The organism is Ruegeria sp. YTSA072 (genome assembly GCF_059610285.1).
On sequence record NZ_JBXWNI010000004.1, the window covers coordinates 126065 to 149971 of the forward strand.

Annotated in this window: 26 protein-coding genes and 1 pseudogene; 20 read left to right on the top strand and 7 right to left on the bottom strand. The window is 56.2% G+C overall.

Annotated elements, in window-relative coordinates; all coding sequences use genetic code 11:
* Positions 1–217: 217 nt before the first annotated feature.
* Positions 218–1180 carry a malate dehydrogenase gene (gene mdh, locus AC2FIB_RS09555; RefSeq protein WP_058273532.1) on the bottom strand — a complete coding sequence of 321 codons (963 nt, stop codon included), beginning with the start codon at positions 1178–1180 and terminating at the stop codon, positions 218–220.
* Between the two features lie 160 nt (positions 1181–1340).
* On the opposite strand from mdh, the gene AC2FIB_RS09560 reads away from it, so the two are divergent.
* Positions 1341–2096 (top strand): sulfite exporter TauE/SafE family protein, encoded by a 756-nt coding sequence (locus tag AC2FIB_RS09560; protein ID WP_496734346.1) that lies wholly within the window; start codon positions 1341–1343, stop codon positions 2094–2096.
* On the opposite strand, the gene AC2FIB_RS09565 is transcribed toward AC2FIB_RS09560, so the two are convergent.
* Positions 2097–2396: a hypothetical protein gene (locus AC2FIB_RS09565; RefSeq protein WP_282120109.1), complete on the bottom strand. Its 300-nt coding sequence runs from the start codon at positions 2394–2396 to the stop codon at positions 2097–2099.
* 170 nt (positions 2397–2566) lie between these two features.
* On the opposite strand from AC2FIB_RS09565, the gene AC2FIB_RS09570 reads away from it, so the two are divergent.
* The 12 genes from AC2FIB_RS09570 to AC2FIB_RS09625 all read left to right on the top strand — a co-directional run bounded on the left by AC2FIB_RS09570 (position 2567) and on the right by AC2FIB_RS09625 (position 11377).
* Positions 2567–3424, top strand: coding sequence for an HpcH/HpaI aldolase/citrate lyase family protein (locus AC2FIB_RS09570; protein WP_496734350.1), 858 nt, complete (start codon positions 2567–2569; stop codon positions 3422–3424).
* Between the two features lie 6 nt (positions 3425–3430).
* The gene (locus AC2FIB_RS09575) at positions 3431–3985 is read left to right on the top strand and encodes an NnrU family protein (RefSeq protein ID WP_496734355.1); all 555 of its coding nucleotides are present in this window, start codon (positions 3431–3433) and stop codon (positions 3983–3985) included.
* 12 nt (positions 3986–3997) lie between these two features.
* Complete coding sequence (locus AC2FIB_RS09580; RefSeq protein ID WP_496722954.1) at positions 3998–4204, top strand: DUF1737 domain-containing protein; 207 nt, start codon at positions 3998–4000, stop codon at positions 4202–4204.
* Positions 4204–5232 (top strand): MaoC family dehydratase, encoded by a 1029-nt coding sequence (locus tag AC2FIB_RS09585; RefSeq protein WP_496734356.1) that lies wholly within the window; start codon positions 4204–4206, stop codon positions 5230–5232. The genes AC2FIB_RS09580 and AC2FIB_RS09585 overlap by 1 nt, the downstream gene beginning before the upstream one ends.
* Before the next feature lie 57 nt (positions 5233–5289).
* Positions 5290–5952 carry a DUF1194 domain-containing protein gene (locus tag AC2FIB_RS09590; RefSeq protein ID WP_496734358.1) on the top strand — a complete coding sequence of 221 codons (663 nt, stop codon included), beginning with the start codon at positions 5290–5292 and terminating at the stop codon, positions 5950–5952.
* 199 nt (positions 5953–6151) lie between these two features.
* Positions 6152–6535, top strand: a complete 384-nt coding sequence (gene sdhC, locus AC2FIB_RS09595) for a succinate dehydrogenase, cytochrome b556 subunit (protein WP_058278905.1) — start codon at positions 6152–6154, stop codon at positions 6533–6535.
* Positions 6536–6546: 11 nt separating this feature from the next.
* Positions 6547–6918: a succinate dehydrogenase, hydrophobic membrane anchor protein gene (sdhD, locus tag AC2FIB_RS09600; protein WP_170562777.1), complete on the top strand. Its 372-nt coding sequence runs from the start codon at positions 6547–6549 to the stop codon at positions 6916–6918.
* A gap of 24 nt (positions 6919–6942) precedes the next feature.
* Positions 6943–8751 carry a succinate dehydrogenase flavoprotein subunit gene (gene sdhA / locus AC2FIB_RS09605; protein WP_496734360.1) on the top strand — a complete coding sequence of 603 codons (1809 nt, stop codon included), beginning with the start codon at positions 6943–6945 and terminating at the stop codon, positions 8749–8751.
* Between the two features lie 133 nt (positions 8752–8884).
* Positions 8885–9496: a methyltransferase domain-containing protein gene (locus tag AC2FIB_RS09610; protein WP_496734362.1), complete on the top strand. Its 612-nt coding sequence runs from the start codon at positions 8885–8887 to the stop codon at positions 9494–9496.
* The gene (locus AC2FIB_RS09615) at positions 9486–10187 is read left to right on the top strand and encodes a hypothetical protein (protein WP_496734364.1); all 702 of its coding nucleotides are present in this window, start codon (positions 9486–9488) and stop codon (positions 10185–10187) included. The genes AC2FIB_RS09610 and AC2FIB_RS09615 overlap by 11 nt, the downstream gene beginning before the upstream one ends.
* 73 nt (positions 10188–10260) lie before the next feature.
* Positions 10261–11040 (top strand): succinate dehydrogenase iron-sulfur subunit, encoded by a 780-nt coding sequence (locus AC2FIB_RS09620; protein ID WP_058273522.1) that lies wholly within the window; start codon positions 10261–10263, stop codon positions 11038–11040.
* A gap of 88 nt (positions 11041–11128) precedes the next feature.
* The gene (locus tag AC2FIB_RS09625; protein ID WP_496734366.1) at positions 11129–11377 is read left to right on the top strand and encodes a hypothetical protein; all 249 of its coding nucleotides are present in this window, start codon (positions 11129–11131) and stop codon (positions 11375–11377) included.
* A 567-nt stretch (positions 11378–11944) separates the two neighbouring features.
* Here the strand turns inward: AC2FIB_RS09625 and deoD are convergent.
* The 3 genes and pseudogenes from deoD to AC2FIB_RS09640 all read right to left on the bottom strand — a co-directional run.
* The gene (gene deoD / locus AC2FIB_RS09630) at positions 11945–12655 is read right to left on the bottom strand and encodes a purine-nucleoside phosphorylase (protein WP_496734368.1); all 711 of its coding nucleotides are present in this window, start codon (positions 12653–12655) and stop codon (positions 11945–11947) included.
* Positions 12656–12679: 24 nt separating this feature from the next.
* A complete protein-coding gene (locus AC2FIB_RS09635; protein ID WP_496734370.1) occupies positions 12680–12994 on the bottom strand; it encodes an H-NS histone family protein in 315 nt (104 codons plus the stop codon).
* 124 nt (positions 12995–13118) lie between these two features.
* Positions 13119–15089: pseudogene (locus AC2FIB_RS09640) on the bottom strand (protein meaA); the annotation flags it as partial.
* A gap of 141 nt (positions 15090–15230) precedes the next feature.
* Here AC2FIB_RS09640 and AC2FIB_RS09645 point away from each other — a divergent pair.
* The 7 genes from AC2FIB_RS09645 (at position 15231) to AC2FIB_RS09675 (ending at position 22144) form a co-directional block, all read left to right on the top strand.
* A complete protein-coding gene (locus AC2FIB_RS09645) occupies positions 15231–16619 on the top strand; it encodes a 1-acyl-sn-glycerol-3-phosphate acyltransferase (protein ID WP_496734372.1) in 1389 nt (462 codons plus the stop codon).
* A 113-nt stretch (positions 16620–16732) separates the two neighbouring features.
* Positions 16733–18019 (top strand): crotonyl-CoA carboxylase/reductase, encoded by a 1287-nt coding sequence (gene ccrA, locus AC2FIB_RS09650; protein ID WP_496734373.1) that lies wholly within the window; start codon positions 16733–16735, stop codon positions 18017–18019.
* Positions 18020–18226: 207 nt separating this feature from the next.
* On the top strand, positions 18227–18445 hold the full coding sequence (locus tag AC2FIB_RS09655) for a hypothetical protein (RefSeq protein ID WP_058278773.1): 219 nt from the start codon (positions 18227–18229) through the stop codon (positions 18443–18445).
* Entirely contained in the window at positions 18384–19103 is a 720-nt protein-coding gene (locus AC2FIB_RS09660; RefSeq protein WP_496734375.1) for a helix-turn-helix transcriptional regulator, read from the top strand. Before AC2FIB_RS09655 ends, AC2FIB_RS09660 begins: the two co-directional genes overlap by 62 nt.
* A gap of 84 nt (positions 19104–19187) precedes the next feature.
* Positions 19188–19826 (top strand): acyl-homoserine-lactone synthase, encoded by a 639-nt coding sequence (locus AC2FIB_RS09665; RefSeq protein ID WP_496734377.1) that lies wholly within the window; start codon positions 19188–19190, stop codon positions 19824–19826.
* A gap of 60 nt (positions 19827–19886) precedes the next feature.
* Positions 19887–21419, top strand: coding sequence for an ATP-dependent DNA helicase (locus AC2FIB_RS09670; protein ID WP_496706082.1), 1533 nt, complete (start codon positions 19887–19889; stop codon positions 21417–21419).
* A complete protein-coding gene (locus AC2FIB_RS09675) occupies positions 21416–22144 on the top strand; it encodes an SDR family oxidoreductase (protein ID WP_496841973.1) in 729 nt (242 codons plus the stop codon). The genes AC2FIB_RS09670 and AC2FIB_RS09675 overlap by 4 nt, the downstream gene beginning before the upstream one ends.
* A gap of 7 nt (positions 22145–22151) precedes the next feature.
* On the opposite strand, the gene AC2FIB_RS09680 is transcribed toward AC2FIB_RS09675, so the two are convergent.
* Both AC2FIB_RS09680 and AC2FIB_RS09685 read right to left on the bottom strand, forming a co-directional pair.
* Positions 22152–22916, bottom strand: a complete 765-nt coding sequence (locus AC2FIB_RS09680) for a TIGR02186 family protein (RefSeq protein WP_496841974.1) — start codon at positions 22914–22916, stop codon at positions 22152–22154.
* A gap of 2 nt (positions 22917–22918) precedes the next feature.
* On the bottom strand, positions 22919–23839 hold the full coding sequence (locus tag AC2FIB_RS09685) for a sulfite exporter TauE/SafE family protein (RefSeq protein WP_496841976.1): 921 nt from the start codon (positions 23837–23839) through the stop codon (positions 22919–22921).
* Positions 23840–23907 lie beyond the last annotated feature (68 nt).

Consider the following 23907-nt stretch of genomic DNA (forward strand, 5'->3'; position numbering starts at 1 on the left):
TGAAGGTTGCCCGTTTGATTCGTCGTCGTTGACGGCCTTTAGAATAAAGAAAGAATTCAGCTAGCGCTAAACTTGGCAAGTCTGCCGAGATGGCGGATTCAAACGTTTACATGACAGCTGTGCCGGTGACATGTCGATTCAATGGTGCCGTAATTGTCCAAAGAAAAACCCGGCTCACCAATGGTGAACCGGGTTCTGAATTACCTCTGCAGAGGGATCAGGCCAGCGAGCTGTCGATGCCCTTACATGCTTCGATCAGGCCTTTGACGGCGTTGACCGAATTGTCGAACCCGGCCTGTTCGTCTTCGTTCAGCTTGATGTCGACGATCCGTTCGACGCCACCGGCACCGATCACGGTAGGTACACCTACATACAGACCGTCGACGCCCAGCTCACCGCTGCAGTATGCGGCGCAAGGCAGGACGCGTTTTTGGTCTTTCAGGTATGCTTCGGCCATTTCGATCGCCGAAGTTGCGGGCGCGTAGTAAGCCGAGCCAGTTTTCAGCAAGCCAACGATTTCGGCACCGCCGTCACGGGTACGCTGAACGATGGCGTCCAGCTTGTCCTGCGTGGTCCAGCCCATCTCAACCAGATCCGGCAGCGGAATGCCAGCAACGGTCGAGTAACGAACCGACGGCACCATGGTGTCGCCGTGGCCGCCCAGAACAAACGCAGTGACGTCGCGCATCGAAACGTTGAACTCTTCAGAAAGGAAGTGTGCGAAACGAGCCGAGTCCAGAACGCCTGCCATGCCGCAGACTTTGTTGTGCGGCAGACCCGAGAATTCGCGCAGAGCCCAGACCATCGCATCCAGCGGGTTGGTGATGCAGATCACGAACGCGTCGGGTGCGTGGGCTGCGATGCCTTCGCCAACGGACTTCATGACTTTCAGGTTGATGCCCAGCAGGTCATCGCGGCTCATGCCGGGTTTCCGGGCAACGCCGGCGGTGACGATGCAGACGTCTGCGCCTGCGATATCGGCATAATCGCTGGTGCCGGACATGGCTGCGTCGAACCCTTCCGAAGGGCCGGATTCAGCGATGTCGAGCGCTTTGCCTTGCGGCAGCCCGTCTGCGATGTCGAACAGGACTACGTCACCCAGTTCTTTGACAGCTGCGAGGTGCGCAAGCGTGCCGCCGATGTTCCCAGCGCCGATAAGCGCAATCTTGGGTCTGGCCATTTGGAAAATCTCCGGTCGGAATTGAAATCGCGGCTGTGCTAGTCGCTAAATGGCTTTCGCGCAAGTGTTCAGCGGCGCGGCATGCAACCGCATACCGTTTGCACTGCCTGTGCTGATTGCGCTAAACGGCCAAGGATACAGGCCGAAACCGGGGCGCTGCATGTTCGAATTGAACCTGATGTTTTTTGTTGTAGCGATCCCGGCTGTGATCTTTGCGGGTATTTCGAAGGGTGGCTTTGGCTCGGGCATGGCCTTTGCGTCCTCATCGATTCTGGCGTTGATATTGGAGCCGGGGCAGGCACTGGCCCTGATGCTGCCGATTTTGATGGTGATCGATGTTGCAACTCTTGGACCCTATTGGAAACGCTGGAGCTGGCCGGATTCGCGCCTGTTGATCCTTGGGGCGGTGCCCGGCGTGGCGTTGGGCGCATGGCTTTATCGCGCCACCGATGATGATTTGCTGCGCCTGCTGATCGGGGGGATTTCCATTGGTTTTGTCGTTTGGCATGTCAGTCAATCCAAAGGCTGGGTGCGCGGCTTTACAAACAGACTTCCTGCCCCCGCCGGACTGTTCGCTGGTCTGGTTGCTGGTTTCACCAGCTTTGTCAGCCATGCGGGCGGCCCGCCAGCCGCCGTTTACCTGCTGTCGCAACGCCTGTCGAAGACCGAGTTTCAGGCCAGCACTGTATTGGCCTTCTGGGTCATCAACATCACGAAATTTGTGCCTTACGCCTATCTTGGCCTTTTCACTTGGCACACCGCGTGGGCCGATCTGCTTTTGACACCATTTGCGATTCTTGGTGCCTGGCTGGGCGTCCGGGCGCATTTCATGCTGTCCGAGCGCCTGTTCTTTGGCATCGCCTATGTGCTGCTGACGCTCACGGGCAGTAAACTGATCTGGGACGCTTTGACCTGATCAGACGTTGGGCGGCAGGGCATCGGCGATCATTTCATAAGCCTGACCCGAGGCAACAAGGCAGGTCATTCCATCCGGCAATGTCACGGTGATCGTCCAGCTGCCGCTTTGGTCCGACGCATAGAGCTCCATCACTGCGCCTTGACGCGCGATGCCGATCCCCTGGCGCGTTTCGCCGTAAGTTTCGGTCAGCCGTTTTATCACCTCGTCACGTGGTGCGCAGTTGCGGGCGTGGGCCTGTTGCGCAGCCAGAACCATGATTCCGAGGCCCATCGTCATCTTCAGCAGTGTCTTGTGCATCTTTGACCCTTTTCGATTTCTTTTGCCGGTCAGGGTGCCGCCGTTGGACCGAAATCCGGTTAAAGGAACGCACGTTGCGTCGCAAATGCTGCGATGCGGCGATTTTGCGCTTGAACTTTCCGACAAAAAATGCCCCATTCCGCGCAACTTTATTTCTTCGGGAGAAGCCAATGGACTCGCGCCAGCGCCCCTATCGCTCTGTTCTCTATATCCCTGGTTCAAAAGACCGGGCGCTGGACAAGGCGCGCACCCTGCCTGTGGATGCAATCATTTTTGATCTCGAAGACGCGGTGTCCGCCGACGAAAAGAACAATGCGCGCGAAACGCTTAAGGCTGCACTAGCTGCAGGCGGCTATGGTGATCGGGTCAAGATTGTCCGCATCAATGGCCTGGATACCGAATGGGGTCACGCCGATGCCGAAGCTGTGCGCGAGATGGACGCCGACGTTGTTCTTTTGCCCAAGGTGAATTCTGCAGCGGATGTGGACGCGCTTGCCGCAATCACCGGCGATATCCCGATCTGGGCGATGATGGAGACCCCACGCGGCATGCTGAACGCCGCTGAGATCGCCGCTCATCCGCTGATGGCAGGTTTTGTCATGGGTACCAATGATCTGGCGAAAGAGCTGCAAACCCGCTTCCGCCCGGATCGCCTGCCGCTGATGACCTCACTGGGCCTGTGCCTTCTGGCCGCAAAGGCCGAGGGTCTGATCATTGTTGATGGCGTCTATAATGCATTCAAGGACGCCGAAGGTCTGGCCACCGAATGTGAGCAGGGCCGTGACATGGGTTTTGACGGCAAGACCCTGATCCATCCGGCGCAGGTCGACGTCACCAACGCAGCCTTTGCGCCGTCGGAGATCGAGATTGATCTGGCGCGTCGCCAGATTGCTGCTTTTGAAGAGGTTGAAGCGCAAGGCCAGGGCGTTGCCGTGGTCGACGGCAAGATCGTTGAAAATCTGCACGTTGTAACTGCCCGCGAAATTCTGGCAAAAGCGGAGGCAATTACAGCTTTGCAAGCGGGGTAAGCCAGCATGGGCTTTGTTCTTCTGATTCTCGGTGTGGCGCTTTGGTGGGCTGCACATCTGTTCAAACGCGTGATGCCTGAACGGCGCGCTGCGATGGGCGATGCTGGCAAAGGCGCGGTTGCGCTGGCGCTGGTCGCGTCCATCCTGTTGATGGTCTTCGGCTATCGTATGACCGATTTCATCTATGTCTGGGCCCCACCGTCCTTCATGATCCACATCAACAACCTGCTGGTGTTGATCGCGATCTTTATGTTGAGCCCGGCCGGAACCAAGGGCCGTATTCTGAACAAGCTCCGCCATCCGATGCTGGGCGGGTTTAAACTGTGGGCTTTCGCGCATTTGCTGGTGAATGGGGATCTGGCCTCGATCATCCTGTTCGGCGGGTTGTTGGCTTGGGCTGTGGTCGAAGTGATCGTGATCAACAAGTCGCAGCCTGACTGGACCCCCGGTGAACCCGGAACCTATGGGAAGGACGCGATGTTCTTTGTGGCCTCGATCGTACTGCTGGGTGTCATCGGTTACATTCACGGGCTAGTCGGCCCGTCGCCGTTCCCCTCGTAAGGATCTGACATTATGACAAAACTCTACCGTTTGTTGACCGAAGAAGACACATCGGCCTTTTGTCACAAAGTGTCAGATGCTTTGGCAAAAGGCTGGGATTTGTATGGCGACCCGTCCTATGCCTATGACGAAAACAGCCGCATGATGCGTTGCGCACAGGCCGTGACCAAAGAGGTCGAGGCCGACTATTCACCTGACATGAAACTGGGACAGCAATAATGGCAAAAACCAATCCGGGCCGCTTTTTTGAGGACTATTCCATTGGTCAGGTATTGGACCATGCCGTGCCGCGCACGGTGACCAACGGCGAGCGGGCGCTGTACCACGCGCTCTATCCGGCGCGGCATGCGCTGTATTCCTCGGACGAGTTCGCCCGGAATTGTGGTCTGCCGCAAAGCCCAATTGATGACCTGGCGGCGTTTCATGTCGTGTTTGGAAAAACTGTCCCGGATATTTCGCTGAATGCGGTCGCCAATCTGGGGTATGCTGAAGGGCGCTGGCTTAAGCCGGTCTATCCCGGCGATACCTTGCGCTCAGAATCCGAGGTGATCGGCCTCAAACAGAATTCGAACGGCAAGACCGGCGTTGTCTGGGTTCGCACGCGTGGCCTGAACCAACGCGATGAAGTCGTCATCGAATACGTGCGTTGGGTCATGGTTCGGAAATCGGATCTGGATGCGCCCGCGCCCGAGACTGTGGTGCCTGAACTGAAAAAGGCGCTGGACGTGACGGATCTGATCGCGCCCGAGGGCCTTGATTTTACTCAGTACGATTTTGCTCAGGCTGGCGAGGCGCATCGCTGGGGCGACTATGAGATTGGCGAGAAAATCGATCACGTCGATGGCGTCACGATCGAAGAGGCCGAGCATATGCTGGCCACCCGCCTGTGGCAGAACACCGCGAAAGTGCATTTCGATCTGACCTTCCGTCCCGAAGGGCGGCTGATCTATGGCGGTCACGTGATTTCCATGGCCCGGACCCTGTCATTCAATGGGTTGGCTAACGCACAGATGATCGTTGGCCTGAACGGTGGCGCGCACGCTAACCCCTGTTTTGCGGGCGACACGATCAAGGCCTGGTCCGAAGTTCTGGACAAGGCGGAAACTGCCATTCCGGGCGTCGGCGCCGTGCGCCTACGGTTGGTCGCAACCAAGGGCGGCGCGCCGTTTGAGTTGAAAAACGAAGACGGTCGTTATTTGCCCAATGTTCTGCTTGATCTGGATTACTGGGCTTTGATGCCGATCTGATACTCGTGGTGACATTCATTTGATCGCAGCCAGCGCCAATCGTGTTAGGCTGTGGTCATGACCTTGCTTCGCACAATAGCTGCCTGCGTCTGTCTGGCGCCACCCGCTTATGCCTGCGATCTGGCGTTGGCGCTGGCCGTAGATGTCTCTGGCTCGGTGGATTCGACCGAGTATCGAATACAAATGGATGGTCTTGCTGCGGGATTGCGCGACCCGATCGTGTCCGAGGCGCTGGTGCGCGGGAAAGCCCGCGTGATGCTGGTGCAGTGGACAGGGTCCTCTCGTCAGATGGTCACCGTTCCGTGGACACAGATCGACAGTTTCGAGGCAATTGATCAGTTTGCTGTGAAAGTAGCCAACGATCCAAGGGTCTGGCGCAACTTTTCCACCGCAATTGGCGAGGCGCTGGAATCGACCATGTCCTATTTCGATACGGTGTCGGATTGCAAACGCCACCTGATCGATATCTCTGGCGATGGGGTGTCGAACGAGGGGGTTGAACCATCGGACGTCCACAGAATTCTGCGGACACGCGGTGTGACGGTGAACGCGATTGCAATCGAAGAAAGCGAACCGGATCTGACCGCATATTTCTTTGAAAATGTGATCGTGGGCGAGGGGGCGTTTGTCGTCTCAGCCTCAGGGTTTGCTGATTATCCCGAGCGGATTCGTAAGAAACTGCTGCGCGAGGTGACCCAGCAAACCGCTGATCTGAAATAGCCACACAACAGAATCGGGTCTGTAGGCGCTAACACCATAAAGGATGGAAAACTTTTGTGATCACGAGCTTATTTTGTGTGATCACATAATGCAAATATCCGTCATTTTGCGCCAATTGTGAACTTTTTTGCATCTGCAGCACGTGACAGAACCGCAAAAAACAGTAAAACCTTCGGAAGCCAACCGTAAAGGAGCCAACATGGCCGATGTAAATCGGGGCAACCGCCCTCTTTCACCTCACCTCACGATCTACCGCCCCCAACTGACTTCGATGACATCGATCCTTGTGCGCATCACGGGTATTGCGTCGCTAGCGATCGCATTCTTTGTCGTCTGGTGGTTCCTGGCGGCGGCAACATCCGAAACGGCATTCAACTTCATCGATGGGCTGATGAGAAGCTGGCTGGGTGATCTGGTGATGTTCGCTGCGACCTGGGCGATCTTCTATCACATGCTGGGTCGTCTGCGTCACGTGATCTGGGATCTGGGGTATTGCGTAGATGTCGGTATCTCCGAAAAGATGGGGATCGGCATGCTGGTGTTGGCCACCATCCTCGCCTTCATCACGGCAATTGCGGTTTAAGGAGATTGGCCATGAATTACCTCACTGACCGCAAACGCGCGCAGGGTACCGGTGCCGGAGGCGAAGGTACGCATCATCATTGGCAGATGATGGTCAGCTCGGCCGCTCTGGTCGTTCTGGTGCCACTTTTCGTTTTTGTCTTCGCAAGCGGCTTGGGCAGATCATACGAAGAGGTTCTGACCTACTACAGCCGCCCATTCCCGGCGATTGTAACTGGCCTGACTTTGGTCGTCGTAATCATCCATCTGGTACGTGAGACGCAGGTTGCGATCGAAGACTATGTCCATGGTGTCGCAGAAAAGCTGAGCCTCATGGCCGTCGCGGCGTTTGGCTACACATTGATAGCTGCCGGGCTGTTTGCCCTGATCAAGCTGGCTCTGTGAAACGCGCGGTAAGGAAATAATCAAATGACAGCTGCATACGAATACGAAACACACGAATATGACGTGGTTGTTGTCGGCGCTGGCGGTGCCGGTCTGCGCGCCACGCTGGGCATGGCTGAGCAGGGTCTGCGTACAGCGTGCGTGACCAAAGTGTTCCCGACGCGTTCGCACACGGTTGCCGCGCAGGGCGGGATCGCCGCATCTCTGTCCAATATGGGTCCGGACCATTGGCAGTGGCACATGTACGACACCGTCAAGGGCTCGGACTGGCTGGGTGACACCGACGCGATGGAATATCTCGCCCGTGAAGCGCCTAAGGCCGTGTATGAGCTGGAACACTACGGCGTGCCGTTCAGCCGGACTGAGGAAGGCAAGATCTATCAGCGCCCCTTTGGTGGCCACACGACCGAATTTGGTGAAGGTCCTGCCGTGCAGCGGACCTGTGCTGCTGCGGACCGGACCGGCCACGCGATCCTGCACACGCTGTACGGCCAGTCGCTTAAGAACAACGCCGAGTTCTATATCGAATATTTTGCCATCGACCTGATCATGTCCGAGGACGGTCAGTGTCAGGGTGTCGTCTGCTGGAAGTTGGATGACGGCACGATGCACGTCTTCAACGCCAAGATGGTTGTTCTGGCAACCGGCGGCTATGGCCGCGCCTATTTCAGTGCGACCTCGGCCCATACCTGCACCGGTGACGGTGGTGGCATGGTGGCTCGCGCAGGGCTGGCCCTGCAGGACATGGAGTTCGTTCAGTTCCACCCGACCGGCATTTACGGTTCTGGCTGTCTGATCACTGAAGGCGCGCGTGGTGAGGGCGGTTACCTAACCAACTCGGAAGGCGAACGGTTCATGGAGCGTTATGCGCCCCAGTACAAGGACCTCGCGCCTCGCGATTACGTCTCGCGTTCGATGACAATGGAGATCCGCGAAGGCCGTGGCCATGGTGACGGTGGCGACCACATTCACCTGAACCTCAGCCACTTGCCGGCCGAGGCGCTGGCCGAACGTCTGCCAGGGATTTCGGAATCGGCGCGCGTTTTTGCGGGCGTAGACGTCACCAAGGAGCCGATCCCGGTTCTGCCGACCGTGCACTACAACATGGGCGGCATTCCAACCAACTATTGGGGTGAGGTTCTGAACCCGACCGCTGACAACCCGACGGGCGTTGTCCCCGGATTGATGGCTGTGGGTGAAGCAGGCTGTGCCTCGGTCCACGGGGCGAACCGTTTGGGCTCGAACTCACTGATCGACCTCGTAGTGTTTGGCCGCGCTGCTGCAATCAAAGCGGGCAAGGTAGTGGATGCCGAGGCACCGAACCCGGTGCTGAACCAGGCGTCCGTCGATAAGGCGTTCGACCGCTTTGACGCGGTACGTAATGCCAGCGGTGCAATCGCTACCGCCGATCTGCGTCTTGAGATGCAGAAGACCATGCAGGAAGACGCAGCGGTCTTCCGGACAGCAAAAACCATGGCCGAGGGCGTCGACAAGATGACGGCGATCGCCGCCAAGATGGACGACCTGAAAGTCAGCGACCGCTCGCTGGTCTGGAACAGCGATCTGATGGAGACGCTGGAGCTGACCAACCTAATGCCAAGCGCGTTGGCCACGATTGTCGGCGCTGAGGCGCGTAAGGAATCCCGCGGCGCGCACGCGCATGAGGATTTCACCGAGCGTGATGATGAGAACTGGCGCGTTCATACGGTGTCGCGTGTTGATGGCAACCAGGTTGATCTCAGCTATCGCCCGGTCATTGCCGATCCGCTGACAACCGAAGACGAAGGCGGCATCAGCCTGCAGAAAATCGCGCCCAAAGCGCGGACGTTCTGATGTCGTAAAACCTAAAGACGCGACAGAGACCGAGAGGCGACGCGGTGATTAGTATCGTTGAGAGAAAAGGACCATACGCACCCAAAGACCGTGGAACCCGTTTCTGCGGCCCCGCTAGTGTCGATGTGCGAGCATGAGTAATTTTTCCTCAAACGAATACTGGACCAATCGTTACGCGCAGGGCAAAAACTCTGGCGCTGGGTCTTATGGCAGGCTGGCGGTTTACAAGGCCAATTTCATCAACACCTTCATCGAAGTTGAAGACATACAATCGGTTGCCGAACTGGGCAGTGGCGACGGTAATCAGGCAAGCCTTTTTGATATCCCTCAATTCACAGGGTTGGATATCTCGGAAGATTGCGTGCGCAAGTGTAACACGCAATTCAGTGGGCGTTCAGGTTGGAAGTTTCTTTCGGCAGATGCAGAGGTCGAGTCGCACGACGCCGCACTATCTCTGGACGTAATTTACCATCTGGTCGAGGATGACGTTTTTGAGGCCTATATGAACCGGCTGTTTTCTTTGGCAAAACGGTTTGTGGTGATTTACTCGTCCGATTTCGATTTTGAAACAAACAACGTTCATGTGCGCCATCGGGCGTATTCGGCCTGGGTCGCGGACCGGTTCCCAAATTGGAAGATGTATTGCGGCGAGACAAACCCGTTCAATCGAGATGGCCATGGCAATGCCAGCAGGTACAGTTTTGCTTCGTTCAAAGTCTTCGAAAGGATGAGTGATGGCGGTTAGAGCACATATGGCCTCGTACCCATTGCGGGAGAAAATGTTACCCCTTGCGGTGCAGTCGATCATCGATCAGGTGGATGCGCTGTACCTGTGTCTGAACGAATGGGGCGAGGTTCCGGCGGAGTATAAAGAAAACCCTAAGATACACGCCTTTGTGCCGGAAGACGATCAGAAAGATGTCGGTAAGTTCTTCACGACACCCGACCCGGACGACATCGTTTTCTTCGTCGATGATGATCTGATCTATAGCGAAATTTTCGTAAAGCACATGGTTCAGCGGCTTGAGGAGAAGGGCCCGGAGAAGGTGGTTTTTGGAACTCACGCTTCGACCTACACCGAAAAGACTCCGACCAGCCATCGACAACGAGATGTTGTCAAGGTTGGCCGACCACTGCGCCGGATGCAGCGCGTTGACCAGCTTGCAACATGTGGCATGGTTGCGATGGGCAAGAACGTCGCTCCGTATGAGTTCATGAAAGACAGCCAGAAATTCGTGGATGTGCGATATGCGCGTTGGCTGTACGAAAATGGAGTTGAAAGCTGGGCAATTGACCGGCGACGGGGTTTTGTCGGCCGCATTCCAGCGGAAAGAGATCACGAGACTATCTTTAAAACATTCACTAGACGAACACCTCCGGCAGTACTTGCAGAAATATCCTTATTTGCGTCCCGATCCAACGAAGGAGTGGAGTGAATATGCCCGTTCATTGCATTAGCATGTTGGTGCTTCAAATGTCGTCTAAGCAGAACGCCAAAGGACTTGACTGATGGTACAATTAACCCTCCCAAAAAACTCTCGGATTACCACAGGTAAAACTTGGCCAAAGCCTGAAGGCGCGGCCAATGTTCGTAAGTTTCAGATCTATCGCTGGAACCCGGATGACGGTCAAAATCCACGTGTAGACACCTATTTTGTCGATATGGACAGCTGCGGCCCGATGGTTCTGGACGCGCTGATCAAGATCAAGAATGAAATCGACCCGACGCTGACCTTCCGCCGGTCCTGCCGCGAAGGTATCTGCGGTTCCTGCGCGATGAATATCGACGGGATCAACACGCTGGCCTGTATCTACGGCATGGATGAAATCAAGGGTGACGTTAAGATTTATCCGCTGCCGCATATGCCGGTCGTAAAGGACCTGATCCCTGACCTAACGCATTTCTACGCGCAGCATGCAAGCATCATGCCCTGGCTGGAAACTAAGACCAACCGTCCTGCGAAAGAGTGGAAGCAATCCATCGAAGATCGCAAGAAACTGGATGGGTTGTATGAATGCGTGATGTGCGCCAGCTGCTCGACCTCGTGCCCCAGCTATTGGTGGAACGGGGATCGCTACCTTGGGCCCGCTGCGCTTTTGCATGCGTATCGCTGGATCATCGACAGCCGTGACGAAGCCACTGGTGAACGTTTGGATGAGTTGGAAGACCCGTTCAAGCTGTATCGCTGCCACACGATCATGAATTGCGCCAAGACCTGTCCGAAGGGTCTGAACCCGGCCAAGGCGATTGCCGAAATCAAAAAGATGATGGTTGACCGCGCAGTTTGAACACAGCCGAAAGAAATTATGAAGCCCGGGATGGTAACTTCCCGGGTTTTTTCGTGTTCTGCGAGTATTGAAAATTCGGAGAACATCAATGACTCAAACACTTACTAAGGTTTTGTCTGCCGCCGCGATCACGGCTCTTTCGGCCTGTGGCGGTTCGAGCAGCAATCGGGCGGATATTGTATTCAAGCAAGTGGAATGCGCCGGGCAGGCGGGGATTAGTGGTTCGTTTACGACGCAATATGAACTGCAGGGTGGCAAGCAGGCTGAAGTATTTGTTCCAGGTGATGGCGTAAGCGAGGCTCAGGCCGCTAAAGCGAATGCCTGCATGGCGGCGTAACAGGAATCAAGCCTAGGGCTGGCAGATGCAAATGCCAGCCTTAGTTGCGTTCAGGGCATACCGAAGCTGCAAAAAAGATGCGGTGAATCTGTCGGCGCGTCTGTCTATTTTTCAATCAGGGAGGAGTGACCGAGTTAGAACAGGATCTCTCCGATGGAAAAAAACAGAACACAAAATCAGAGGCTCTAAAAACGTTGGAACAAGCGTGGTCATATTACACTCCAGAACCTGTGAAACCCGTAAATGACCGCATCCCAGATTTGTTCGAATACGCTAACGCCGCCTGAACCGACAACTGTGGGCTTGCCACTAGTGGGAAAAATGGGCCATGCATTGGCATGCCCATATTGCTTCTTATTCTGGCAGGCGGAGTATTTGCCTATTTCCTGTGGCGCTCGCGCACCTCATCCTTGAGCCGGGACTGCCGCTGGCGGCAGCACCGTAAAGAAGGCGTTTGGGTGTGTGCATTCTGTGGCGCGCAGCAGCAGGGAGGCGGCGCTCCAACTCAATGCCTGAAGGGTCAATAGCAGCATAAGCAGGGCGGCTTCCCACCCTGCATGTTTGCATTTACGCCGCCGGAAATGCCGCCTGTAGTGCGATTTCAACCATGTCGCCAAAACTGCTTTCGCGATCAGCTGAGGGCAAAGCTTCGCCGGTCTGCAAGTGGTCGGAAACGGTTAGAACAGCCAACGCCCGGCATTTGTGGCGCGCGGCCAGAATGTACAACTCAGCAGCTTCCATCTCGACCCCGAGAATACCGTGCCGCACCATCTGTTCGTTCAGATCTGGGCGTTCGTCATAGAAAACGTCCGACGAATAGATGCCACCTACATGGGTTGGCGTGCCTTTGGCCATTGCCGCTTGAGCCGCCGCCTGAAGCAGCCCCCAATCAGCACAGGGTGCGAAATTCAGCTCTTTCATGATGCCGCGTGACGGTGTGCTAAGCGTGGTCGAGGTCATCGCCAGGATCACATCGCGGACATTCACACTGTCCTGCATGCCCCCGCAAGAGCCGATACGGATCAGCGTTTTGGCACCATAGTCCCGGATCAGTTCGTTGACGTATATCGACAAGGATGGCATGCCCATCCCGCTACCTTGAATGGTGACAGGATTATCTTTCCAGCGTCCCGTAAAGCCCAACATGCCGCGCACGTCATTGACTTTCTTCACGTCGTCCAGGAACGTTTCAGCCGCCCATTTTGCACGATAGGGATCGCCGGGCAAAAGAACCGTTTCTGCAATATCGCCTTTTTCGGCTCCAATATGAATTGTCATTTTGGGGTACGTTCCAATTAGAAATTAGACTTCCAGATCCGAAATATCTGCGCCGGAATTCAATGCGTCATGAATCCATTGCGGCTTTCGACCACGACCCGACCATGTTTGTTCTGGATTGGCGGGGTTTTTGTATTTCGCTTTTGTGGCTTTTCCAGATATCGGATTGTCTTTTGACAGTTCCGACAAAGAGAACCCGAATTCAGCTGCGGCTTTTTCCGCCGCTTTCAGCGCTTCTTTGCGTTCGCGTTTTTCTGCACCAATAAGCGCCTTTTCCACCTGATCGCGCAATTCAAGTAGATCCTTGCGCGACATATTTTCCAGATTTGTCCCCGACATTCACCCTCTCCCAGGAAATAGTCATTAACGGCGTTACCGATGGCACACCGTAATTCCAAAGAATAGGATTATCTATCCCCTTTTATTCAGGGATAGAAACAGGATCAGTTCAAATTGACCGGAGTTACTCGGCAGCCAGGTTTTGAGGATCTACAAGAGTGACGATATCGCCCATGATTGCATTCAGTTCGAAATTCTTGGGCGTATAGATCTTTGCAACACCCATTGCAGTAAGCTTTGCGGCGTCGTCATCGGGGATGATGCCACCTACAATCACCGGAATATGATTCAGCCCGGCCTCGCGCAGCCGGTTCATGACGTCCTGCACAAGCGGAATGTGGCTGCCTGACAGAATAGATAGACCGATCACATGCGCGTCGTCATCTGCAGCGGCGGTTACGATTTCCTCGGGAGTCAGGCGAATACCTTCGTAACTGATATCCATCCCGCAATCCCGGGCGCGGAATGCGATCTGTTCGGCCCCGTTCGAGTGACCGTCCAGCCCCGGCTTGCCGACCAGGAACTTCAGACGGCGACCAAGCTTGTCGCTGACCACATCCACTGCAGCCCGCAGATCTTCCAAGCCTTCTGTCTTGTTCGAGACCGAGCCCGATACGCCCGTAGGCCCGCGATAGGTACCGTAGACTTTGCGCATTTCTTCGGCCCACTCACCCGTGGTTACGCCAGCCTTGGCAGCTGCGATTGAGGGCTCCATGACGTTGGTGCCGTTTTGCGCCGCTTCGCGCAGCGCGGCCAGAGCCGCCGCGACAGCTGCGTCATCGCGATCTTGCCGCCATTCATTCAGGCGCGCGATTTGTTCTTGTTCGACAGCAGGGTCAACGACCATGATGCCGCCATCTTCGGTCTGCAGGGGCGAGGGTTCGCCTTCGATCCACTTGTTCACACCGACAACGACAGTTTCGTTCCGTTCAATGCGGTTCAGGCGTTCAGCGTTTGAATCAACAAGCCGTGACTTCATGTATTCGATCGACGCTACTGCTCCGCCCATTGAATCCAGATTGGCGAGTTCGGCGCGTGCGCCCTGTTTCAATTCTTCTACCTTCGCGTCAACAGCGGGGTTGCCGTCGAACAGGTCGCCATATTCCAGCAAGTCGGTCTCATAAGCCAGAATCTGTTGCATCCGCATCGACCATTGCTGATCCCACGGGCGGGGCAGGCCCAGTGCCTCGTTCCATGCGGGCAGCTGAACTGCGCGGGCGCGGGCTTTTTTCGAAAGAGTTACGGCCAGCATCTCGATCAGGATGCGGTAGACGTTGTTTTCGGGCTGCTGCTCGGTCAAACCGAGCGAGTTGACCTGAACGCCATACCGGAATCGGCGGAATTTCGGGTTCTCTACGCCGTAGCGGTCGCGCAGGATTTCGTCCCAAAGATCGACGAAAGCGCGCATTTTGCACATTTCAGTGACAAAGCGGATACCTGCGTTAACAAAGAACGAAATCCGTCCGCAAAGTGCCGGGAAATCCTCGGCGGGAACACGAGGGCGCAGTTCGTCCAGAACGGCGATGGCGGTGGCCAGCGCATAAGACAGCTCTTGCTCCGGTGTCGCGCCGGCTTCTTGCAGGTGATAGGAACACACGTTCATCGGGTTCCATTTCGGCACGTTGGTATAACAGTACTCGGCCACGTCTGCGATCATCTTAAGCGAGGGTTTGGGCGGGCAGACATAGGTGCCGCGGCTCAAGTATTCCTTGATCAGGTCGTTTTGTACCGTGCCCTGCAGTTTGGAGATATCTGCGCCTTGTTCCTCGGCCACAGCGATGTAAAGCGCAAGCAGCCAAGGCGCTGTCGCGTTGATCGTCATCGAAGTGTTCATCTGTTCCAACGGAATCTGGTCGAACAGAACTCGCATATCGCCCAGGTGGCCGACAGGTACGCCAACCTTGCCCACTTCGCCGCGCGCGAGCGTATGATCGCTGTCATATCCGGTCTGCGTGGGCAGATCGAAGGCCACCGACAGGCCCGTCTGGCCTTTTGCCAGGTTCCCGCGATACAACGCATTCGACGCTTTGGCGGTGGAATGACCGGCATAGGTTCGGATGAGCCAGGGGCGATCTTTCTGCGTCTGCGTCATAGCTGGACCTCGCGTCTCGGTTGGGCAAGAAAATTACGTTCCCGGCCTCTAAAGCGCAATTTTCGGGACATGTCAATTCGCTGCGTCGCGGCATATTGGGTTCTTCAGATTGTAGGACGCAGCGTTTGGTGGCAGGGTGCACGCATGACTCAGACCGTGGAACTTCCGCTTTGGCTTTTTTTGCTGATCCTGGTGTTTGCCGTGGTCACTTTGGCATCACATTTTCTGTTCCCGTCGGTGCGGTGGTTTTTCAGGCGTCGACTCGAACGAGCGGTGAAACGATTGAACACGCGCCTGAAGCGGCCGATCCAGCCGTTCAAGTTGGCACACCGTCACGATATGATTCAGCGCCTGATCTATGACCCGCAGGTTGGTCAGGCCGTTCAGGATCACGCACGCGAAGCGGGTGTCCCCGATGCTGTGGCGTTCGAGCAAGCGCAGCGATACGCGCGTGAGATCGTTCCCTCGTTTTCAGCCGTTGCCTATTTCAGCATTGCGATCCGTCTGGCTCGTTTGCTGAGCAATGCGTTTTATCATGTGCAGCTTAGCTATCAGGACGAAGACGCTGTCGAAAACATCGACCCCGACGCCACGGTGGTTTTCGTCATGAATCATCGCAGCAATATGGACTATGTGCTCGTTACCTACCTCGCGGCGCAACATTCGGCCCTTTCTTATGCGGTGGGTGAATGGGCCCGTGTCTGGCCCCTTAGCCGTCTGATCCGTGCGATGGGGGCTTATTTTATCCGGCGAAAGTCCGGCAATGATCTCTATCGTCAGGTGTTGTCATGTTATGTGCGCCACGCGACCGCGGCAGGAGTGACGCAGGCCATGTTCCCCGAAGGTGGGCTAAGTCTGACTGGTGCCCTGGGTCGTCCAAAGCTGGGTTTGCTCAAATATATTATTGACGGGACCTCGGAAGAGGGCCGCGATGTTGTATTCGTCCCCGTGGCGCTGAACTATGATCGTGTGCTCGAAGACACTGTTTTGACGCGTGCCGCATTAGGCAATGAACGACGGTTTCGCGCGCGGATCGGTGTAATCACCAGATGGATCCTCAAACAGCTCTGGCGGCGCGTGATCGGGCGCTACAAGCGATTTGGCCTAGCCTCGGTCCGATATGGTCAGCCCGTTTCCTTGCGGGCGTTTCGGGCAGATCATCAGCGCGATCTGATGACCGATTTGGCGCGTGACCTGATGACGCGACTCCGCGCTGCAATCCCGCTGGTCCCTGTACCCGCCGCGTGTTGGCTAATGCAAAAGCATAAAGAGATGTCGGAGGCCGATGCCGTTCAGGTGATTGTCGATCTCATGCGTCGCAATGGAATGACGGACCAAGAGAACCAGACATCGGTTGAAGCCGCGATTGATCAGTTGGTCGAGCGGCGAATTCTCAGGCGCAGTGACGGGAAAATATGCCTGTCCGGTCAAAGGGTTGATCTTCTGGAGTATTATGCAGCCTCGGTTCCGATGGGACCAGACGAGGGAAATGCTGCGGATGCGAAGGAAATTTCTGCATCCGCTGGGTCATAAAGTTACAAAATAGCACCGATTTCGGTTGCATTATTTCCTAAAGGCCAATATTCCATCGGTTAATGCACGCGATTCTGCATCGCGGCAAAGGTTTAGAACTGAAGGAGGCCAACATGGCTCTGGACACCGACAGCGGCATCGCGTCGTACGAGGCACCGGAAAAAGACCTCTATGAGATGGGTGAAATCCCTCCGATGGGTTTTGTGCCCAAGAAAATGTATGCATGGGCGATCCGCAAGGAGCGCCACGGCGACCCGGACACCGCGATGATTCAGGAAGTTGTAGACGTTCCCGTGCTGGACAGTCACGAAGTGCTGGTTCTGGTCATGGCTGCAGGCGTCAACTATAACGGCGTCTGGGCCTCGCTGGGCAAGCCGATCTCGCCTTTTGACGGCCATAAGGCACCTTACCACATTGCCGGTTCGGATGCGTCTGGCATCGTTTGGGCAGTTGGTTCAAAAGTCACCCGTTGGAAAGTTGGTGATGAGGTTGTCATTCACTGCAACCAGGATGACGGCGACGACGAACATTGTAATGGTGGCGACCCGATGTATTCGGACAGCCAACGGATTTGGGGCTATGAAACCCCCGATGGTTCGTTCGCACAGTTCACCAATGTTCAGGCTCAACAGCTGATGCCGCGTCCCAAGCACCTGACTTGGGAAGAAAGCGCCTGCTACACGCTGACACTGGCAACTGCTTACCGGATGCTGTTCGGCCACGAGCCGCATGACCTGAAACCGGGCCAGAACGTTCTGGTCTGGGGCGCATCGGGCGGTCTGGGCTCTTACGCGATCCAGCTGATCAACACCGCAGGTGCAAACGCGATCGGCGTGATCTCGGACGAAAGCAAGCGCGACTTTGTGATGGGTCTGGGTGCCAAGGGCGTTCTGAACCGCAAGGACTTCAATTGCTGGGGTCAGCTGCCCACAGTGAACACACCCGAATATGCCGAGTGGTTCAAAGAGGCCCGCAAGTTCGGCAAGGCCATTTGGGACATCACCGGTAAAGGCAACAACGTCGACATGGTGTTCGAACACCCGGGCGAAAGCACCTTCCCGGTTTCGACTTTCGTCGTTAAAAAAGGCGGCATGGTTGTGATCTGCGCTGGTACCACCGGCTACAACCTGACCTTTGACGTGCGCTACATGTGGATGCACCAGAAGCGTCTGCAGGGTTCGCACTTTGCTCACCTGAAACAGGCGGCCGCAGCAAACCAGCTGATGGTCGAGCGTCGACTGGACCCGTGCATGTCCGAAGTGTTCACCTGGGCCGATCTGCCTGAAGCGCATATGAAAATGATGCGCAACGAGCATAAGCCGGGCAACATGTCGGTGCTGGTTCAGGCTCCACAGACCGGAATGCGCACCTTGGAAGAGGTTCTGGCCGCGCGCGACTAAGTTCGTCTCAGACAAAATCCAAAACACCCGCGAATCGGTTTTCCGGCTCGCGGGTGTTTCTTTTTGGGCGATGATATTAGCCTTTTCAAAGACTTAAAAGAAAATACCCCGCTGTTTTTGGGGAGTAGAAATCAGTGAATAGGCTAAAAAAACTTCCTCATGCTATGGTTGTGTTAACCCTTCGTTAACCGTTTCGGAGAGACGCTGATGGCGCAAAATGAGTGGATACTGGACGTACTGTCGGACCTCAGCGCCTTTGCTGTTGAAAACGGTTTGACCGCGCTTGCCGAGCAGTTGGATGACACCAAGCTGATCGCCGCAGCCGAAATCTCGTCCAGAAAGAATGAGGTTCGGGCACCAGCGGATGGCAACAAAACTCGATATGAGCCAGGTTCTGGAGGACTTGGAAAACACCAGCTCGCTTGACGAACTAAGCGAAGTCGCCATTCGCCTGCGGGACAGGCTGCAGATTGAAAACCTGATTTACCATTGGGTCGACGGAGCCGGTGATCAATACGGCTATACAACCTATCCCGACGTCTGGGCCGAACGGTACCGCGAGCGTAACTATCATAGAATCGATCCGGTCATACTGGGCTGTTTCCAACGGTTTCATCCGGTGGACTGGAAGACGCTGGATTGGTCGGGCAAGGTTGCCAAGACATTTTTGACGGATGCATTAGAGCACGGCGTTGGCAATCAAGGTTATTCCATTCCAATCCGTGGGCCGAATGGTCAATTCGCCTTGTTTACCGTCAACCACACCTGTGATGATGAAACCTGGCAGAAATTCATCGAAACGCATGGGCGTGAGTTGATCCTGATCGCTCATTACATCAACCGAAAGGCGCTGGAGTTTGAAAGTGACCGTCAGCCCGAATCTGCGCGCGGATTGTCGCCGCGTGAAGTGGACGCCATGACTTTGCTCGCCCTGGGTTATAGCAGGGCGCAGGTCGCTCATTCCTTGTCGATCTCGGAACACACGCTGAGGGTCTATATCGAAAGCGCACGCGCCAAGTTGGGTGCGCAAAACACAACTCATGCTATCGCAACGGCCTTGAGCCGAGGGTTAATAGTGGTTTAAGGCGCGCGCGCACTAAAAACCGGAAATTAACCACGACTTTGTACCCCCTTCGTTCTTGCACAGGACGACAAGGGGAAAAGAGTCATGTTGCGTTATGTCTATGCTGACGAATTGCACAAATATCCAAAACTGGCCGAGGGGATGTTTCGGGACCGCGCCGATCAATTCAAAACCCGGCTGGGCTGGGATGTTCTTGTCAACGACAAGGGGGAAGAGCGGGATCAGTACGATGATCTGAACCCGATTTATGTCATTTGGGAAGAACCGGATGGCAGCCATGGTGGGTCCATGCGTGTTTTGCCGACGACCGGTTCGGTCATGGTGAACGAGGTGTTCGGACACCTGACGGGCGGCAAACCAATCAACAGCCCCTTGATCTGGGAAGTAACGCGCTTTTGTCTGTCGCGCACGGCAAGCCCGCACACGGCCGGGGCCATCATGCTTAGCGGTGGCGAGATGATGGAGGGGTTTGGTCTAACCCACATTGCGGGTGTTTTTGATGCGCGTATGATTCGCATCTATCGCCTGATCGGATCATCCCCGATCGTGCTGGGCACGGAAGGTAAGGGACGTGAACAAATCTCGGTCGGGATGTGGCCGTATTCGGCGGACGACTGCAACCGCGTGGCCAAGCGCGCAGGCATCCCGCGTGAATTGTCGCGGCTGTGGTTCAAGACGGCTTTCGGCGTTGGCAGGCAACGCCCGTTTGCATTGTCAGCGTGACAGGATGAAAACCGAATTCCACATCTGGTGATAGCTGGCGCGGGCTTGTAGGGTCGCGCCATGTCTTTGCCCTCTGTGACCTACTCTGACGACCAGGCCGCCGCGTATGACAGCATCTCTGAGATGCTGAAATCGGCAGGTGTTGACCTTGACGATGACGCGCTGCTGAAGCTACCGGGATCGGGTAAGTCCGGTGTGATGGCCGTGATTGGCAAGGCGGGGTCCGGAAAAACCCTGCTGCTGGCTGAGCTTTACAAAGCCATTGCGGACACCGGCGTTCAGATTGTGTCCGGCGATTTCGAGAGCCGCAAAGCCCGTGAAAAACGCAGTCTGGCGATCTTGGCCCCGACGAACAAAGCGGCCAGCGTATTGCGTCTGCGCGGGGTGCCAGCCACCACGATCCACCGCATCCTTTATACACCCGTCTACGACCCGGAATACGAGCGCATCGCCGAATGGCTGGCAGGAAATGACGAACGTCCCGAAATCGAAGGCCTGACCGACGAGGCGCTGGATCGCGCAGCAGCGTTCTACCAGAACAACAAATCCATTCCCGGAGCGTTGGCCGCGGCAGGGTTACGGGGCTCCGATTTTATCACCGGCTGGAAACGCCGGGACGAGCCGTTGGACATCGGGTTTGTGGACGAAGCCTCGATGCTGGATGACCGGCAATTCGAAGACTTGCAAGAAATCTTCCCAACACTTCTGCTGTTTGGTGACCCGGCACAGCTGGCACCGGTCAATCAGTCGGGCAGCATGGTGTTCGAAGCGTTACCCGAACCGCGCAAACAGATTCTTCACCGAGTTCATCGGCAGGATGCGGACAACCCGATATTGGACCTTGCCCATGCGCTGTCGGACCCACAGATGGGGTTCGAAGATTTTGAGCGCATGGTCGAGCAGACCGCCCGTCAGGACGACCGTGTGGTTTGGGGGCAGCGGGTCGAGGTCGATCTGATGGCCCGCAGTCCCGTTCTGGTCTGGCGCAATGCAACCCGCATTCGGCTAATTCAGGCTTTTCGGAATGTTCACGGCGCGCCGGATACCGAATTGTTGGAAGGTGAACCGCTTATCTGCGACGGTATTGAACTGCCCCTTAAACATCGCAAGAAACGGCTGGATCTTGAGGCGCGTGGCCTGATCAAGGGCGCTCAGGTCATCTATCTGGGCCCCGGCCGCAAACCGGGGTTTTCCAGGTTGCACGTGATGGGGGCAGAAGACCCTCAGGTCAGCGCCGCATCCATCGTCAAGATTGAAAAACCGGACGAGGAAGAGCCGTTCATTCCCTTTGCCGCGCGCATGGGCGCCACCTTTTTGCACGGTGCAGCAGTCACCATTCACAAGGCGCAAGGGTCGCAGTGGGACACTGTTCAGGTTTTCGCTCCGGATATTTATGCCGCTGCCCGTATGGGCCGCACCGAGGCTGGACAGCCACTGTGGAAACGTTTGGCCTATGTCGCCATCACGCGCGCGCAGGAAAGGCTGATCTGGGTCGTACGCAACCGGCTTGCCAAGCCGACTTATCCGCTGCGTGTGGACGACCTGCGCGCTGTCCCGGCGGCCTCACTGACCTTGGAGGCAGAAGAGACATGACATCCATTATTGTGACCGGCGCAAGTTCTGGCATAGGGCGCGCCACGGCTGAATTGTTTCTGGCCCAAGGATGGACGGTTGGTCTATTGGCGCGCAGTGCTGACAAGCTGAACGAAATGGCTGCAGAGCACGCAAACGCAATTCCATTGGTCGCGGATGTCACCGATGCACAAGCGGTTGAGGCCGCCTTTGGCGACTTTCAGGGTAAGGCGGGCCATTTGGATGTTCTGTTCAACAACGCGGGAATATTCGCGCCGGGGGGAACGATTGACGAGATCGCGTTGGACGATTGGTACCAAAGCGTCGCCGTCAACCTGAACGGCATGTTCCTGTGTGCCCGTGAGGCGTTTCGGATCATGCGCCACCAATCGCCGCAAGGCGGGCGCATCATCAATAACGGCTCAATTGCCGCCCATGTGCCGCGCCCCAACTCGGTGCATTACTCGGCGACGAAACACGCCATTACGGGCTTGACCCGCAGCCTGTCTTTGGACGGGCGGGGCTTCAATATCGCTTGTGGGCAGATCGATATCGGCAATGCGCGAACACAGATGGTGCAGGGCCTGGTCGAGGCGGCCATTGCCGACGGGCAGCAGCCCGACCCAACAATGGCCGTCAAAGATGCAGCGCGGTCCGTCTTGCACATGGCAAACCTGCCGCTTGAGGCAAACGTTCAGTTCATGACCGTCATGGCCACGACGATGCCCTATATCGGACGCGGGTAACGATCAGTTACTCGCGCAATAGGCGGAACGCGGTTGACGCACCCCAACCCGCCGCAATGGCAATGACCAAAGACATCAGGCCGTACCAGACCGGTTGCTGGCGGGACATGTTGTACAAGAACCGCTCCAACCCCACTTTGCGCACGTCGATGGTGGTCTCAAATTGTGAAACGACCTCGCCGCCGCGGGTTAGGAAGATGCGCGCCACATAGTCGCCTTCGGTCAGATCCGCAGGCATGTCGATTGAGGTACGGAACAGGGTTTGTTCATCAACGGCCACGGTGTCTTCGCGAATGGAATACAGACCTTCGTTCTCTCGGATACGAATAACAGCGTCCGCGAATTCCTGCGCGCCGCGGATGTTCATCGCAGCACCAACAGACCGGATGGCACGTTCGATTGATACGCTGTATCGCAGGTCTTCGGTATCCGACAGTATCTCATTCAAAGGCGCGCTGGTCGCAACCGCATAAAAACTGGGGGCTTCGTCTACGAGGACACTGTCAGTATTAACCCAGATTCCAAGCTTGCGCTCTTTACGCCGAACGGTGACAGGACTGGATGGACCAGACACTGCGACAATCACTTCCAGCGGTGGTCCTGACGGAATGGGAGCTTCGCGTTTGACCGCGCCAAAGACCAGGATCTCAGAGCCGTCGAAATTGGCGGTGATGGCCACGCGATCCTGGCTGAGACCCAGAACGACCTCCTCATCAACAGCCAGGGCGGGGCTGGCACAAAGAGTCAGCGCAACAAGCAAGCGTTTCAGCATGATCAGTGCCCTCCGCCGGTGCCAAGCGAATAGAGCTCGGATGGTTCAAGCAGCAGATCCAGCGCCAGTTTTCCGCAAACCGCAAGAACAAGGGCTGCGAGCAACACGCGCAACTGCTCGGCAGGCATGCGGGCGCCGATCACCGTGCCGATCTGTGCGCCGATGACGCCGCCAACCAGAAGCAATACGGCGAGAACGACATCAACTGTAAAGTTGGTGGTGGCATGCAGCATGGTCGTAAAGGCGGTGACAAAGATGATCTGGAACAGGGATGTTCCGACAACAACCTTGGTGGGCATTCCCAACAGATAGATCATCGCAGGCACCATGATGAACCCGCCGCCAACGCCCATAATGGCCGACAGAACGCCAACGAACAGGCCAACCAGCGCAGGCGGGATGACCGAGATATACAGGCCCGAAGTCCGGAACCGCATTTTGAACGGCATCGCATGCACCCAGCCGCGTTGGCGACGCTTGGGGGGTGCGGACACGCCTTTCTTGGATTTACGGAGCGCATTCAGGCTTTCGATGAACATCAATCCGCCCACGACGCCAAGGAACACGACGTAGCACAACGTCACAAGCAGATCGACCTGCCCGAGGCTTTTGAGGTAGTTGAAAATCACCACCCCAAGCGCGGCACCCGTTAAGCCCCCTATCAATAGGACGGTCCCCATTCTCAGGTCGACGGTTTTTCGTCGGAAATGCGCCAGAACCCCAGAGAAGGAAGAGGCAACAATCTGGTTGGCTTCAGTTGCAACCGCAACGGCCGGCGGAATGCCGATAAAGAACAGCAGGGGCGTCATCAGGAAGCCGCCGCCGACACCGAACATGCCCGAAAGAATGCCGACCATCCCCCCAAGCCCCAATAGAAGGAAGGCGTTTACAGAAACTTCGGCGATAGGAAGGTAAATTTGCATATCGAGCTACTGGATGAGGGTGGGCGGGTCACAGAGGGTGACCGCGGTCGCCTCAAGGCAAAGTGGTA

Bases quoted from the DNA above. Each gene is read 5' to 3' on its own strand.
- AC2FIB_RS09565 (WP_282120109.1), bottom strand. From the start codon at position 2,396: ATGCACAAGACACTGCTGAAGATGACGATGGGCCTCGGAATCATGGTT.
- sdhA (WP_496734360.1), top strand. From the start codon at position 6,943: ATGACAGCTGCATACGAATACGAAACACACGAATATGACGTGGTTGTT.
- AC2FIB_RS09635 (WP_496734370.1), bottom strand. From the start codon at position 12,994: ATGTCGGGGACAAATCTGGAAAATATGTCGCGCAAGGATCTACTTGAA.
- mdh (WP_058273532.1), bottom strand. From the start codon at position 1,180: ATGGCCAGACCCAAGATTGCGCTTATCGGCGCTGGGAACATCGGCGGC.
- AC2FIB_RS09560 (WP_496734346.1), top strand. From the start codon at position 1,341: ATGTTCGAATTGAACCTGATGTTTTTTGTTGTAGCGATCCCGGCTGTG.
- AC2FIB_RS09610 (WP_496734362.1), top strand. From the start codon at position 8,885: ATGAGTAATTTTTCCTCAAACGAATACTGGACCAATCGTTACGCGCAG.
- AC2FIB_RS09680 (WP_496841974.1), bottom strand. From the start codon at position 22,916: ATGCTGAAACGCTTGCTTGTTGCGCTGACTCTTTGTGCCAGCCCCGCC.
- AC2FIB_RS09575 (WP_496734355.1), top strand. From the start codon at position 3,431: ATGGGCTTTGTTCTTCTGATTCTCGGTGTGGCGCTTTGGTGGGCTGCA.
- AC2FIB_RS09660 (WP_496734375.1), top strand. From the start codon at position 18,384: ATGGCAACAAAACTCGATATGAGCCAGGTTCTGGAGGACTTGGAAAAC.
- sdhD (WP_170562777.1), top strand. From the start codon at position 6,547: ATGAATTACCTCACTGACCGCAAACGCGCGCAGGGTACCGGTGCCGGA.
- deoD (WP_496734368.1), bottom strand. From the start codon at position 12,655: ATGACAATTCATATTGGAGCCGAAAAAGGCGATATTGCAGAAACGGTT.
- AC2FIB_RS09590 (WP_496734358.1), top strand. From the start codon at position 5,290: ATGACCTTGCTTCGCACAATAGCTGCCTGCGTCTGTCTGGCGCCACCC.
- AC2FIB_RS09675 (WP_496841973.1), top strand. From the start codon at position 21,416: ATGACATCCATTATTGTGACCGGCGCAAGTTCTGGCATAGGGCGCGCC.
- AC2FIB_RS09685 (WP_496841976.1), bottom strand. From the start codon at position 23,839: ATGCAAATTTACCTTCCTATCGCCGAAGTTTCTGTAAACGCCTTCCTT.
- AC2FIB_RS09645 (WP_496734372.1), top strand. From the start codon at position 15,231: ATGACTCAGACCGTGGAACTTCCGCTTTGGCTTTTTTTGCTGATCCTG.
- sdhC (WP_058278905.1), top strand. From the start codon at position 6,152: ATGGCCGATGTAAATCGGGGCAACCGCCCTCTTTCACCTCACCTCACG.
- ccrA (WP_496734373.1), top strand. From the start codon at position 16,733: ATGGCTCTGGACACCGACAGCGGCATCGCGTCGTACGAGGCACCGGAA.
- AC2FIB_RS09570 (WP_496734350.1), top strand. From the start codon at position 2,567: ATGGACTCGCGCCAGCGCCCCTATCGCTCTGTTCTCTATATCCCTGGT.
- AC2FIB_RS09615 (WP_496734364.1), top strand. From the start codon at position 9,486: ATGGCGGTTAGAGCACATATGGCCTCGTACCCATTGCGGGAGAAAATG.
- AC2FIB_RS09625 (WP_496734366.1), top strand. From the start codon at position 11,129: ATGACTCAAACACTTACTAAGGTTTTGTCTGCCGCCGCGATCACGGCT.
- AC2FIB_RS09585 (WP_496734356.1), top strand. From the start codon at position 4,204: ATGGCAAAAACCAATCCGGGCCGCTTTTTTGAGGACTATTCCATTGGT.
- AC2FIB_RS09580 (WP_496722954.1), top strand. From the start codon at position 3,998: ATGACAAAACTCTACCGTTTGTTGACCGAAGAAGACACATCGGCCTTT.
- AC2FIB_RS09670 (WP_496706082.1), top strand. From the start codon at position 19,887: ATGTCTTTGCCCTCTGTGACCTACTCTGACGACCAGGCCGCCGCGTAT.
- AC2FIB_RS09655 (WP_058278773.1), top strand. From the start codon at position 18,227: ATGGCGCAAAATGAGTGGATACTGGACGTACTGTCGGACCTCAGCGCC.
- AC2FIB_RS09620 (WP_058273522.1), top strand. From the start codon at position 10,261: ATGGTACAATTAACCCTCCCAAAAAACTCTCGGATTACCACAGGTAAA.
- AC2FIB_RS09665 (WP_496734377.1), top strand. From the start codon at position 19,188: ATGTTGCGTTATGTCTATGCTGACGAATTGCACAAATATCCAAAACTG.